The 13211-nt window shown below is 64.4% G+C and carries 10 protein-coding genes; 9 read left to right on the top strand and 1 reads right to left on the bottom strand.

The features are described 5' to 3' along the window. Positions 1-59: 59 nt before the first annotated feature. A complete protein-coding gene (locus NPS58_RS11425) occupies positions 60-707 on the bottom strand; it encodes a TetR family transcriptional regulator C-terminal domain-containing protein (RefSeq protein WP_274115462.1) in 648 nt (215 codons plus the stop codon). 216 nt (positions 708-923) lie between these two features. On the opposite strand from NPS58_RS11425, the gene NPS58_RS11420 reads away from it, so the two are divergent. The 9 genes from NPS58_RS11420 to NPS58_RS11380 all read left to right on the top strand — a co-directional run bounded on the left by NPS58_RS11420 (position 924) and on the right by NPS58_RS11380 (position 13194). Next, positions 924-1220 carry a DUF4189 domain-containing protein gene (locus tag NPS58_RS11420; protein ID WP_274115461.1) on the top strand — a complete coding sequence of 99 codons (297 nt, stop codon included), beginning with the start codon at positions 924-926 and terminating at the stop codon, positions 1218-1220. A gap of 128 nt (positions 1221-1348) precedes the next feature. After that, positions 1349-2590, top strand: a complete 1242-nt coding sequence (mexE, locus tag NPS58_RS11415; RefSeq protein ID WP_274115460.1) for a multidrug efflux RND transporter periplasmic adaptor subunit MexE — start codon at positions 1349-1351, stop codon at positions 2588-2590. Between the two features lie 12 nt (positions 2591-2602). After that, positions 2603-5782: an efflux RND transporter permease subunit gene (locus tag NPS58_RS11410; RefSeq protein WP_274115459.1), complete on the top strand. Its 3180-nt coding sequence runs from the start codon at positions 2603-2605 to the stop codon at positions 5780-5782. Then, entirely contained in the window at positions 5779-7203 is a 1425-nt protein-coding gene (locus NPS58_RS11405) for an efflux transporter outer membrane subunit (RefSeq protein ID WP_274115458.1), read from the top strand. The genes NPS58_RS11410 and NPS58_RS11405 overlap by 4 nt, the downstream gene beginning before the upstream one ends. A gap of 233 nt (positions 7204-7436) precedes the next feature. Continuing rightward, positions 7437-8492: a tetratricopeptide repeat protein gene (locus NPS58_RS11400; RefSeq protein WP_274115457.1), complete on the top strand. Its 1056-nt coding sequence runs from the start codon at positions 7437-7439 to the stop codon at positions 8490-8492. Between the two features lie 121 nt (positions 8493-8613). Continuing rightward, a complete protein-coding gene (locus NPS58_RS11395; protein ID WP_274115456.1) occupies positions 8614-10251 on the top strand; it encodes an ATP-binding protein in 1638 nt (545 codons plus the stop codon). Then, a complete protein-coding gene (locus NPS58_RS11390; RefSeq protein ID WP_274115455.1) occupies positions 10248-11030 on the top strand; it encodes an endonuclease/exonuclease/phosphatase family protein in 783 nt (260 codons plus the stop codon). The genes NPS58_RS11395 and NPS58_RS11390 overlap by 4 nt, the downstream gene beginning before the upstream one ends. Beyond that, on the top strand, positions 11027-12238 hold the full coding sequence (clsB, locus tag NPS58_RS11385) for a cardiolipin synthase ClsB (protein WP_274115454.1): 1212 nt from the start codon (positions 11027-11029) through the stop codon (positions 12236-12238). Before NPS58_RS11390 ends, clsB begins: the two co-directional genes overlap by 4 nt. Beyond that, a complete protein-coding gene (locus tag NPS58_RS11380) occupies positions 12235-13194 on the top strand; it encodes a lysylphosphatidylglycerol synthase domain-containing protein (protein WP_274115453.1) in 960 nt (319 codons plus the stop codon). Before clsB ends, NPS58_RS11380 begins: the two co-directional genes overlap by 4 nt. Positions 13195-13211 lie beyond the last annotated feature (17 nt).

Here is a 13211-nt window from a genome sequence, read left to right as displayed (position 1 = left end):
CGCCCGAAGGCGTGTTTCTTATTAGAGTTGGCCAAGACTAGCGATTGCTGAACGGTCGATCAACAGCCCTCGGTGTTGCTGGTGAAACGTTGCCGACCGCCGGCCTGCAGGCCGTCGACCCAGGCTTCGCAGATCTGCACGCCCTGCGCCGGCGTGAAGGTACCCGGGTTCAGGCCTGACTCCAGCCACAGGCCGTCCAGCAGGGCGCTGAGGCTGATGGCGGCGAGGTCGGCGTCGAACTGCTCCCAGCTCTCCTCCAGTGCCAATTCATGAAGCAGGGTGCGCAGTTCGCGGCGGTATTCGCCGTAGGAGTGGTCGTGGGCCTGGTTGATCGCCTCGGCGGTCTTCACCGCGCCCCAGAACGCCAGCCAGGCATCGAGCAGTTGCGGGTCGAGTAGCTCGGCGCTGAACGAGCCGCGGAAGAACGCCGACAGGCGTTCGCGGGCATTGGGCGCGACCTGGGCCATGGCCTCGCGCAGCAGCTGCATGACCCGGCCAGTGACAGCCATGTAGGCTTCGGCCACCAGCTCGTCCTTGCCGGAATAGTGGTGGCTGATCAGGCCCACCGAGACACCGGCTTCGGCCGATATCTTGCGGATCGAGGCACCCTGGAAGCCATGGCGCTTCAGGCAGGCCAGCGTGGCCTCGACCAGATTGGCCTTGCGCAGTTCGGGGAGCATGCGGCTGAAGCGGGCTTCCTGGGTCATCTGTCGTTCTCACGGTGTCGAGAGCCGGGGTGTTGGCAAGGCCGGCTCCCACAGGGATAAGTATCACAGGGAATAGCGCAGTTGAACGACTGTATAGCAAGATCATGTCGGCGACAAACCTCAAGCCCTCCTTCAAACGCCGGACCGGCCGTGTGCCGGGTGAGCTAAGATCACTGACACAGGCAAACATCCGACATCGCCCGTACGGGAGCCCGCATGACCACCCATCCAGCCTTCAGCGGCGCGTCCCTGCTGATCCCCTCCTTGCTCGCCATCAGCCTGGCGCTGTCGGCAGGCTGCTCGAGCAAATCACCCAAGGCCCGCTACCTGGCCGCCAACGCAGGCTCGGCCTGCTACGCCAAAGCCGTGCCCACCACTGGCGAAGGCGGCCTGGCCTGGGGCAACACCCTGCCCATTGCCCGGCAAAAATCGCTGAACAACTGCATCCGTTATGCCGGCCGCTCCGGTGGCACACCGCGCACCTGCAAGGTGGTGTTGGCCGAGTGCAAGTAGGGGCGTAAAGCCCGTGACGACCGATTCATATCATTCACAGTGATAGTTACCTTCGCCCCGTTCGATTCGTCGTTAATAGTTACAAATCGCAGAATCCGCCCATTCTCAATAAATTGGCGGATTACCCCATGGAACAGTCACTCAAACCTTTGCGATACCCCCTGGCTCTATTGGCAGTACTGGTGATGAGTGCCTGTGGTCGCACCCCGGAGGCCGTTCAGGCCCCGGCGGCGGCTAAGGTCAGCGTAGCCAGGGTGCTCGAGCAACCGATCAATGAATGGGACGAGTTCACCGGTCGCCTGGAGGCACCCGAGACGGTAGAAGTCCGCCCACGGGTCTCCGGCCAGGTCGATCTGGTCGCCTTTACCGAAGGCGCCCAGGTCAAGAAAGGCGACCTGCTGTTCCAGATCGACCCGCGCCCGTTCCAGGCCGAGGTCCGTCGCCTTGAAGCCCAATTGCAGCAAGCGCGTGCCACCGCCAGCCGCAGCGAAAACGAAGCACGCCGCGGTGAGCGTTTGCGCACCAGCAATGCCATTTCCGCAGAGCTTGCCGAGTCGCGCACCAGCGCGGCCGCCGAAGCCCGCGCCGGTGTCGCCGCCATCCAGGCGCAACTGGACCTCGCGCGCCTCAACCTGAGCTTCACCCGCGTCACCGCGCCGATCAGCGGCCGGGTCAGCCGCGCCCAGTTCACCGCCGGCAACATCGTCACCGCCGACGTCACCCCGCTGACCAGCGTGGTGTCCACCGACAAGGTCTATGCCTACTTCGACGCCGACGAGCGCGTGTACCTCAAGTACACCCAACTGGCCCGCGACGGCCAGCGCGGCCAGAGCACCCCGGTGTACCTGGGCCTGTCCAACGAAACCGGCAACCCGCACCTGGGCCAGATGAACTTCGTCGACAACCAGGTCAACCCCAAGACCGGCACCATCCGTGGCCGCGCCGTGTTCGACAACAGCGACGGCCAGTTCACTCCGGGCCTGTATGCGCGCCTGAAGCTGGTGGGCAGCGCCACCTATTCCGCCGTGCTGATCAACGACGAAGCCGTGGGCACCGATCTTGGCAAGAAGTTCGTGCTGGTGATGGACAAGGACAACACGGCCGCCTACCGCGCCGTCGAACTGGGCCCCAAGCTTGAAGGCCTGCGGATCGTGCGCAGCGGCCTGAACAAGGAGGACCGCATTGTGGTCAAGGGCCTGCAGCGTGTACGCCCAGGCTCGCCAGTCGACCCGCAGGACACCCCGATGGCCAGCGAAGCGACCATTGCCGCCCTCGCCCAGCAACGCCAGGCGCTGGAAGCCAACAACCCGGGCAAGTCCGCCGCCCCTGCCAACGTCAAGCTCGCCAGTGCCTCGGCACCGCGCGGTTAAGGAATCGGTCCGATGAATTTTTCCAAGTTCTTTATTACCCGGCCGATCTTCGCCGCGGTGCTGTCGCTGCTGATCCTGATTGCCGGCAGCATCTCGCTGTTCCAGCTGCCGATCAGCGAATACCCGGAAGTGGTGCCGCCTACCGTCGTGGTGCGGGCGAACTTCCCCGGCGCCAACCCGAAGGTGATCGGCGAAACCGTCGCGGCGCCGCTGGAGCAGGCCATCACCGGCGTGGAGAACATGCTGTACATGTCCTCCCAGTCTACCGCCGACGGCAAGCTGACCCTGACCATCACCTTCGCGCTGGGCACCGACCTGGACAACGCCCAGGTGCAGGTGCAGAACCGCGTGACCCGGACCCAGCCCAAGCTGCCCGAGGAAGTTACCCGGATCGGTATCACCGTCGACAAGGCCTCGCCCGACCTGACCATGGTCGTGCACCTGACCTCGCCCGATAACCGCTACGACATGCTCTACCTGTCCAACTACGCCATCCTCAATATCAAGGACGAGCTGGCACGCCTGGGCGGTGTCGGCGATGTGCAACTGTTCGGCATGGGCGACTACTCCCTGCGGGTCTGGCTGGACCCGAACAAGACCGCTTCGCGCAACCTCACCGCCAGCGACGTGGTCGCCGCCATTCGCGAGCAGAACCGCCAGGTGGCCGCCGGCCAGCTCGGCGCCCCGCCCGCCCCTGGCAGCACCAGCTTCCAGTTGTCGGTGAACACCCAGGGCCGTCTGGTCAGTGAAGAAGAATTCGAGAACATCATCATCCGCTCCGGCGCCGATGGTGAAATCACCCGCCTCAAGGACATCGCCCGGGTCGAGCTGGGTTCCAGCCAGTACGCCCTGCGCTCGCTGCTTAACAATCAACCGGCCGTGGCCATCCCGATCTTCCAGCGCCCGGGCTCCAACGCCATCGAGATCTCCGATGAAGTGCGCTCGAAAATGGCCGAACTGAAGAAGGACTTCCCCGAAGGCATGGACTACAGCATCGTCTATGACCCCACCGTGTTCGTGCGCGGCTCCATCGAGGCAGTGGTCCATACCCTGTTCGAGGCCCTGGTGCTGGTGGTGCTGGTGGTGATCCTGTTCCTGCAGACCTGGCGCGCCTCGATCATTCCGCTGGTGGCCGTACCGGTCTCGCTGATCGGCACCTTCGCGGTGATGCACCTGTTCGGCTTCTCGCTCAACGCGCTGTCGCTGTTCGGCCTGGTGCTGGCCATCGGTATCGTGGTGGACGATGCCATCGTGGTGGTGGAAAACGTCGAGCGTAATATCGGCCTGGGGCTCAAGCCCCTGGAAGCCACGCAAAAGGCCATGGGCGAAGTGACCGGGCCGATCATCGCCACGGCCCTGGTGCTGTGCGCCGTGTTCGTGCCGGCAGCGTTCATCTCCGGCCTCACCGGGCAGTTCTACAAGCAGTTCGCTCTGACCATCGCTATTTCGACGGTGATCTCGGCCTTCAACTCGCTGACCTTGTCGCCTGCGCTGGCCGCCGTGCTGCTGCGCGAACATCACGCGCCCAAGGACCGCTTCTCCCGAGTGCTGGAGCGCATGTTCGGTGGCTGGCTGTTCGGCCCCTTCAACCGCTTTTTCGATCGTGCCAGCCACAGCTATGTCGGCGCCGTGGGCCGGGTCACTCGCAGCAGCGGCATCGCCCTGTTCGTGTATGGCGGCCTGATCGTCATGACCTGGCTGGGCTTCTCCTCGACGCCGACCGGTTTCGTGCCTGCGCAAGACAAACAGTACCTGGTGGCCTTCGCCCAGTTGCCGGACGCGGCCAGCCTTGACCGCACGGAAGCAGTCATCAAGAAGATGAGCGAGATCGCCCTCAAGCAACCGGGCGTGGCCGATTCGGTGGCCTTCCCGGGCCTGTCGATCAACGGTTTCACCAACAGCCCCAACAGCGGCATCGTGTTCACCCCGCTCAAGCCGTTCGATGAGCGCAAGGACCCAAGCCAGTCGGCAGCCGCCATCGCCGCTGCGCTGAACGCACAGTTCGCCGATATCGAAGATGCCTATATCGCCATCTTCCCGCCGCCGCCGGTACAGGGGCTGGGCACCATCGGTGGCTTCCGCCTGCAGATCGAGGACCGGGGCAACCTGGGTTACGAAGCACTGTACAAGGAAGTCCAAAACATCATCGCCAAGAGTCACAACGTGCCGGAGCTGGCCGGGTTGTTCACCAGCTACCAGGTCAACGTGCCGCAGGTCGATGCTGCCATCGACCGGGAAAAGGCCAAGACCCACGGCGTGGCCATCAGCGATATCTTCGACACCCTGCAGATCTACCTGGGCTCGCTGTACGCCAACGACTTCAACCGTTTTGGCCGCACCTACCAGGTCAACGTCCAGGCCGAGCAGCAATTTCGCCTCGAAGCCGAGCAGATCGGCCAGTTGAAGGTGCGCAACAACCAGGGCGAGATGATCCCGCTGGCGACCTTCATCAAGGTCAGCGATACCTCCGGGCCTGACCGTGTCATGCACTACAACGGTTTCATCACCGCCGAGATCAACGGCGCCGCGGCCCCGGGCTACAGCTCCGGCCAGGCGGAACAGGCCATCGAGAAACTGCTCAAGGAAGAACTGCCCAACGGCATGACCTTCGAATGGACCGAGCTGACCTACCAGCAGATCCTGGCCGGCAACACCGCGCTGTTCGTGTTCCCGCTCTGCGTACTGCTGGCGTTCCTGGTGCTGGCCGCCCAGTACGAAAGCTGGAGCCTGCCACTGGCGGTGATCCTGATCGTGCCGATGACCCTGCTTTCGGCGATCACCGGGGTGATCCTGTCGGGGGGTGACAACAACATCTTCACCCAGATCGGCTTGATCGTACTGGTGGGGCTGGCGTGCAAGAACGCGATCCTGATCGTCGAGTTTGCCAAGGACAAACAGGCCGAGGGCCTCGACCCGCTGGCTGCGGTACTGGAAGCCTGCCGCCTGCGTCTGCGGCCGATCCTGATGACCTCGATTGCCTTCATCATGGGTGTGGTACCGCTGGTGTTCTCCTCCGGTGCCGGTGCCGAAATGCGTCACGCCATGGGTGTGGCCGTGTTCTCCGGGATGATCGGGGTGACCTTCTTCGGCCTGCTGCTGACGCCTGTATTCTTTGTACTGATCCGCCGTTATGTCGAACGCAGCCAGGCCCGCAAGGCGGGCCGTGTGCTGAAGCTGGAGAGCCACGCATGAAACACTTGAAACTGATGGCGCCCAGCCTGCTGGTACTGGCGCTGGCGGCCTGCGCCGTTGGCCCGGACTACAAGCGCCCGGATACCGCGGCGGCGCAACTGACCGCCGCCAACGAGCCAGCGGCCAGGACCGCCTACGACCGCAGCCGCTTTGAAAGCATCTGGTGGAAGCAGTTTGACGACCCGGTGCTCAACCAACTGGTGAGTCAGTCGCTGCAAGGCAACCGTGAATTGCGCGTGGCCTTTGCCCGCCTCAAGGCCGCCCGGGCGATTCGCGACGATGTCAGCAACGATGCCCTGCCCACCGTCACCAGCCGCGTCAGCAGTGACCTGGGCAAAGGCCAGATACCGGGCCAGACCGACGACCGGGTCAACAGCGAGCGCTACGACCTGGGCCTGGACATGGCCTGGGAACTGGACCTGTTCGGCCGCATCCAGCGCCAGCTGGAAGCCAGTGAAGCGCAGCAGGACGCGGCCCAGGCCGATCTGCAGCAGTTGCAGGTCAGCCTGATCGCCGAATTGGTAGATGCCTATGGCCAGCTACGCGGTGCGCAATTGCGCGAAAAAATCGCCCTGGCCAACCTCAAGACCCAGCAGGATTCACGCGGTATTACCGAGACCCTGCGCGACGCCGGGGTGGGTAACGATCTCGATGTGGTGCGCGCCGATGCACGCCTGGCCGAAGTGGAAGCCACCGTGCCGCAGTTGCAGGCCGAACAGGTGCGGGCACGCAATCGTATCGCTACCCTGTTGGGCCAGCGCCCGGACGCCCTGAGCATCGACCTGTCGCCTGCGCAGTTGCCGGCCATCGCCAAGGCGCTGCCGGTAGGTGACCCGGGCGAGCTGCTCAAGCGCCGCCCGGACATCCGCAGTGCCGAACGGCAACTGGCTGCGGCGACCGCCAACATCGGCGTGGCCACCGCCGACCTGTTCCCACGGGTCAGCCTGAGCGGGTTCCTCGGCTTTACCGCCGCCCGGGGCTCGCAGCTGGGATCTTCGGCAGCCCAGGCCTGGGCCCTGGGGCCGAGCATCACCTGGGCGGCCTTTGACCTGGGCAGTGTGCGGGCACGCCTGCGCGGCGCCAATGCCGATGCCGAGGGCGCGCTGGCCAACTACGAGCAACAGGTGTTGCTTGCCCTGGAAGAGTCCGAAAACGCCTTCAGCGACTACAGCAAGCGCCAGCAGCGACTGCTGGCCCTGTTGCGCCAGAGTGAAGCCAGCCGCAAGGCCGCCGACCTGGCCTCGATCCGCTACCGCGAAGGCACCGTGGACTACCTGGTGTTGCTCGATGCCGAGCGTGAACGCCTGAGCGCCGAGGATGCCCAGGCCCAGGGCGAGGTCGACCTGTACCGCGGCATCGTTGCCATCTACAAGGCCCTGGGTGGCGGCTGGCAGGCTGAAAGCGTCGCTGCGGCAAATTGATCCGACGACTCCTTTGGTTGGTTTCTGACCGGCCCTTTGCCCCGCCTGCATCCGCTCGCGGGGCTTTTTTGTGGGGGCAACTGTCTTGATCAGTCAGTTCTGTGGGAGCGGGCTTGCCCCGCGATAGCGACTCTTCTGTCACACGCTTCACGGCGCAAGCCCCACCGATTTGACGCAAGCCTCTGGGTGACACAAGCTGATACCTTTGTTCGCCGCGTGTCCCGGATCCATCCATGTCGAAACAACGCCGATTCACCCTTGTCAGCCTGGCTCTGCTCGTTGTACTGGGCCTTGGGGGATATTTCTGGCGTGACGACACCCCAGCGCCCGCCCCTGCGCTCAAGCACAGCTACACCAAGGCGCTGGCCATGGCCCACAACGGCCAGCCGGGCGCGGCCAGGGTGCTGTATCAACAACTGGGGCGCACAGACCTGTCGCCCATCCGCCGTGCCAGCCTATATGCCGAACTGCCCAACTACCCCTCGCCGCTGGCCCTGAAGCTGGCCAGCCGCGATTTGCAGGATGACGAGCCGATGGTGCGCCGCGCTGCCATCGCCAGTATCCAGGCGATGCTCCCCGGCGCCCAGCGCAGCCTGGTGCTTGGCCCCATGCTCGACGATGAAGATCAAAGCGTACGCTTTGCCGTGGTCGATGCCCTGCTGGGCCTGGGCCCGGACGAAATCGGCCTGTACTTCGGCCCGCTGCAACATACCCTGGAGCGCTACCAGCACGAACTGGCAGAAAAGACCGACGATGCCACCGCGCAGCTTCACCTGGCCCGGCTCTACCTTCATGAAAACAGCTATCAGGAGGCTGCCCGAGCGCTGGAGCGCACCTTGCAGCTGGACCCCGAAAACCTCGAGGCCCTGGCCATGCAGGTAGAGATGCTGGAGCGCCAGGAGCAGACCGACGCCTCGCGCCAGGTGCTGGCCAAGGCATTGCAGCAACGGCCGGACTCCGCCTTCCTGCAACACGAACTGGGCCGCTGGCTGCTGCGCCACGGCCAGGATGAATACGCCTTGCTGGCATTCGCCCGCGCCCTGGAACTTGAACCCGACAACAACGACTACCGCTACACCCTGGCCACCAGCCTGCACCAGCTCGACCAGGTGGATGCCGCGCAACGGCAGCTGGAGACCATCCTTGTCCACGACCCGGCCAACCGTAAAGCCCGGGTTCTGCTGATCGAGTACTGGAAAGAGACCGGTCAGTTGCAGAATGTGCAGATCCTGCTGGCCCAGCTCGAGCAGCTGAACCCCGACGACCCCCTGGTACAGCAAGGCCTGTAGGCTCTCCACGACCATCGGGCATTTTGGTTGAACCCCCGCATCGCCCCCGTGGTCCAGTGATAATGCAGCGACAATAACCGCAACCGCGGTAGTTGCCTGTGCCCTGTCAAAGGAGACCCTTGTGGCCGATTCAATGCCCTACGGCGAACGTGCGCTGATCCTGGCACCAGCCCAGCTGAGCCGATTGGCCTTCGACTTGCTCGACAACGCTGGCATCGAGGCGCTGGCCGCGCAAACCATGGACGAACTGGGCACTGCGCTGGGGCAAGGTGCGGGGTTGGCCATCGTCGCCGACACCTCCCTGGGTGGCACCACCCAATCGCCGCTGCACCGGTACATTGGCCAGCAGCCGGACTGGTCCGATCTGCCCGTGGTCCTGCTGACCGGGCAGAAGGATGCCCCCCACGCGCCCGCCCAGGCCAGCCACAGCGCCCTTGGCAACCTGTTCCTGCTGCCCTGCCCGTTCGACCCCGGCTCGTTGCTGGCGTTGACCCAGTCCTCGTTGCGCGCCCGGCGCCGCCAGTACCAGGCCCGCAGTCACGGGCTGGCGATGAGCAGCCTGCAGCGCCGGGTGGAAGAGCAGTTGCGCCAGCTGCGCGAAGACGAGCAGTACCTGCGCCATGCCCAGAAGATGGAGGCCATCGGCCAGTTGGCCGGCGGCGTCGCCCATGACTTCAACAACCTGCTGACGGGTATCGGCGGCAGCCTGGAGCTGATCGGCAAGCGCCTGCAGCAGGGCCGCTTCGAGGCGCTGCCCAAGCTGCTTGATCTGAGCCAACAGGCGGTGCGCCGTGCCGCCAGCATGACCCATAACCTGCTGGCGTTTTCCAGCCGGCAGTCGCTGGATGCCCACCCGGTGCAATTGCCGGACCTGCTGCATCGAGAGCGGCTCACACCACTGCTGGACTCCCACATTGCCCTGACGGTCGAGTACGAGCCCAACCTATGGCCCGCCCAGGTCGACCCGCTGCAACTACGAGAAGCCCTCAACAACCTGCTGCAAAACGCCCGCGATGCCATGCCCAATGGTGGCGGGTTGACGATCAAGGCCAGCAATCAACGCCTCGATGGCACCCAGTTTGGCGGTCACGCCCTGATGGCAGGTGACTATGTATGCCTGAGCATCGCCGACAACGGCTGCGGCATGCCGCAAAGTACCCTGGACCGCGCCTTCGATCCGTTCTACACCACCAAGCCCATCGGCCAGGGCACAGGCCTGGGGCTGTCCATGGTGTATGGCTTCAGCAAGCAGTCCCGGGGGCATGTTGCCCTGCACAGCCAGATCGGCCATGGCACCCGGGTCGACCTGTATTTGCCGCGCCCCGACGAAGCACAGCGTGAGGCGGCCCCGAGCGCGCCCGTCGCCTCGGTGGACACCGACTTGAATGGCACCGTGCTGGTCGTCGAAGACGATGCAACGGTACGCGTTCTGGTACAGCAGGCCCTCGAGGAGCAGGGCTATCCCTGCGTTGCCGTCGACACCGCCAATGCAGCCCTGGCGCTATTGCGCTCCGATACCGCAGTGATGTTGCTGGTCAGCGATGTCGGCCTGCCCGGCATGAACGGACGGCAACTGGCCGAGATCGCCCGCAAGTTGCGCCCAGGCCTAAGGGTGCTGTTCATCACCGGCTATGCGGAGAATGCCCTCGCCAGGGGCGGCTACCTGGACCCTGGAATGCAAATGATCAGCAAGCCCTTCGAGTTTTCCCAGTTGACTGCCAAGGTCGCGCAGATGCTGGGCAAGGTGACGCCCCCATGAGCAAGGCGCTTCCCGCAGGCTCGCTGGCCGCGGCACCCGCCGTGGACCATGTGCGGATACTGACGGTGAACGTGCACAAGGGGTTCAGTGCGCTCAACCGCCACTATGTGCTGCCCGAACTGCGCGAGGCCGTACGCAGCGAAGACGCCGACCTGGTCTTCCTCCAGGAAGTGCTCGGCAGCCATCGCCAGCATGGACGCCGACACCGCAATTGGTCGGATGTACCTCAATACGAGTTTCTCGCCGACAGCCTCTGGCCCGTGTTCGCCTACGGACGCAACGCGGTCTACCCCGATGGCGAGCACGGCAACGCCCTGCTGTCCAAGTACCCGATCCTGCACCACACCAACCTGGACGTGAGCATCAAAGGCAGCGAGCAGCGTGGCTTGCTGCACTCGGTGTTGACCCTGCCGGGAGGGAAGGAGCTGCATGCCATCTGTGTGCACCTGGGCCTGGACGAACGCCAGCGCCAGCAGCAGGTGCGCCTGTTGTGCCAACTGCTCGACAGCCTGCCCGCCACGGCGCCGGTCATCGTCGCAGGCGACTTCAACGATTGGCGCCGGCGCATCGATCAAACCCTGGCCGACAGCGGCCTGCACGAAGTCTTCACCCAGGCCTACGGGCGTCCGGCACGCAGCTTTCCGGCACGCTGGCCGTTGCTGTGCCTGGATCGAATCTACCTGCGCAATGCCCGTGCCCATGCCCCCAAGGTGATGGCCCGCAAGCCCTGGACGCATCTGTCCGACCATTTGCCGCTGGCAGTGGAGGTGCGCTGGTGAACGAGCAGTGGCGAACCGACAACCAGGTCCAGTTGCTGATCAATGGCGAGGACTACTTTCCCAGCGCCTTCGCCGCCATAGAACAGGCGCGCGAGGAGATCCTGCTGGAAACCTTCATCATTTTCGAAGACAAGGTCGGCCGCCAGTTGCAACAGTTGCTGATCGACGCGGCGCGCCGTGGCGTACGGGTACAGATGCTTGTGGACGGCTATGGCACCGCCGACCTGAGCCACGAGTACCTCAAGGCCTTGTACGATGCCGGCGTGCAACTGCTGGCATTCGACCCGCGCCCCAAGCGTCTGGGGATGCGCACCAACCTGTTCCGCCGCCTGCACCGCAAGATCCTGGTGATCGATGGCGAAGTCGGCTTCGTCGGCGGCATCAACTACAGCGCCGATCACCTCGCCGACTACGGCCCCATGGCCAAGCAGGACTATGCCGTGCAAGTACGCGGGCCGATCGTGGCCGACCTGCGCCAGGCCACCCTGACGTTGCTCGCCGAGCCCGCCCAGTTGCGGCGTCGCAGCCAGCGCTGGTGGCAGCGCGCCCTGCCCCTGGCCGCCGACAGCGACCAGGCCAGCATGACCTTGAGCATCCGCGACAACCTGGACCACCCCAACGACATCGAGCGCCATTACCTCAGGGCCATCGACGGCGCTCGAGAGCGGATTATCATTGCCAATGCCTATTTCTTCCCCGGCTATCGCCTGCTGCGAAACCTTCGCAACGCAGCCCGCCGCGGGGTCAAGGTCACCCTGGTGCTGCAAGGCATGCCGGACATGCCGCTGGTGCGCCTGTGCTCGCGCCTGCTCTACAACTACCTGTTGCGCGATGGCGTGCGGATCTTCGAATACTGCGAGCGGCCGCTGCACGGCAAGGTCGCCCTGGTCGACCGCCACTGGTCGACCGTGGGTTCGAGCAACCTCGACCCGTTGAGCTTGTCGTTGAACCTTGAGGCCAACCTGATGATTCGCGACCAGGCCCTCAACAAGCGATTGCACGAGCACCTGCAGGAGCTGTGCATCCACCGCTGCAGACCGGTGAGCCTGCAGCGCGTGTTGCGCGGCTATTGGTGGCGCGCACCGCTGATCTTCCTGAGCTTTCACTTCATCCGCCACTTCCCGGCCATGGTCGGCTGGCTGCCTGCACACGTATTGCGCCTCAAGGCCTTGCCAGCCGATCAGCAACCCGAAGGCAAGACCACATGAGCGCGCACAGCAAGCATTGGCAGCGGGCTCGAAAGGCCCTGACGGTTGCGTTTTTCATTTTGGTGCCGGTCCTGCTGTTTTCGTTGCTCAGGAACCTGGACTGGCAGGAAGTACGCCATGCCCTGGTCGCCTACCGCTGGCAGACCCTGGCCTTGGCAATCCTGGTCAGCGCCAGCAGTTTTGCCCTGTTCAGCAGCTTCGACCTGATCGGGCGGCGCTACACCGGCCATTCGCTACCGGCGCGCCAGGTGCTGCCACTGGCCTTCGTCTGCTACGCCTTCAATCTCAACCTCAGCGCCTGGGTCGGGGCCATTGCCTTGCGCTATCGCCTGTACTCACGGCTTGGCCTGCCCGTGGCCACCATCACCCGGATTCTCAGCCTGGGGCTCGTGACCAACTGGCTCGGCTATTTCATCCTCGCCGGCGGTTTGTTCGTCTGCGGTTTGCCGCGCTTGCCAGCGGGGCTTGAGATCGGCAGCAATGGCCTGCGGCTGATCGGTGTGCTGTTGCTGATGGTGGCGGCGGCCTATCTGCTGGCCTGCCGCTTTGCCCGGCGGCGCACCTGGCAACTGCGCGGCCACGAAATTACCTTGCCCTCGTTGCAGATGGCAGCACTGCAGGCGCTGATGGGCGCCTGCAACTGGGCACTGATGGCCCTGGTGGTCTACACCCTGCTGCCGGACAAGGTCGGTTACCCGACAATCCTGGCGGTGTTGTTGATCAGTAGTATCGCGGGGGTGATAACGCATATTCCGGCGGGGCTGGGGGTACTGGAAACGGTGTTCCTGACCCTGCTGCAGGGCAGTTACAGCAAGGGCACTCTGCTGGCAGCGCTGATCGGCTACCGGGCGGTGTACTTTCTTTTGCCGCTGATGGTGGCAGGGCTTGTCTATCTGCTGCTCGAACGCCTTGCCAGCCAGCGTACCCGAGGGGCACGGTCAGGCAGCACAGGCTGATCCGCGCCCAGGGTCGT

Origin of the sequence: Pseudomonas putida (assembly GCF_028682455.1) — a bacterium.
GTDB lineage: Bacteria > Pseudomonadota > Gammaproteobacteria > Pseudomonadales > Pseudomonadaceae > Aquipseudomonas > Aquipseudomonas putida_AA.
Note: the sequence above shows the minus strand (reverse complement) of the source record. Positions and strands in the feature narration are given on the sequence as shown.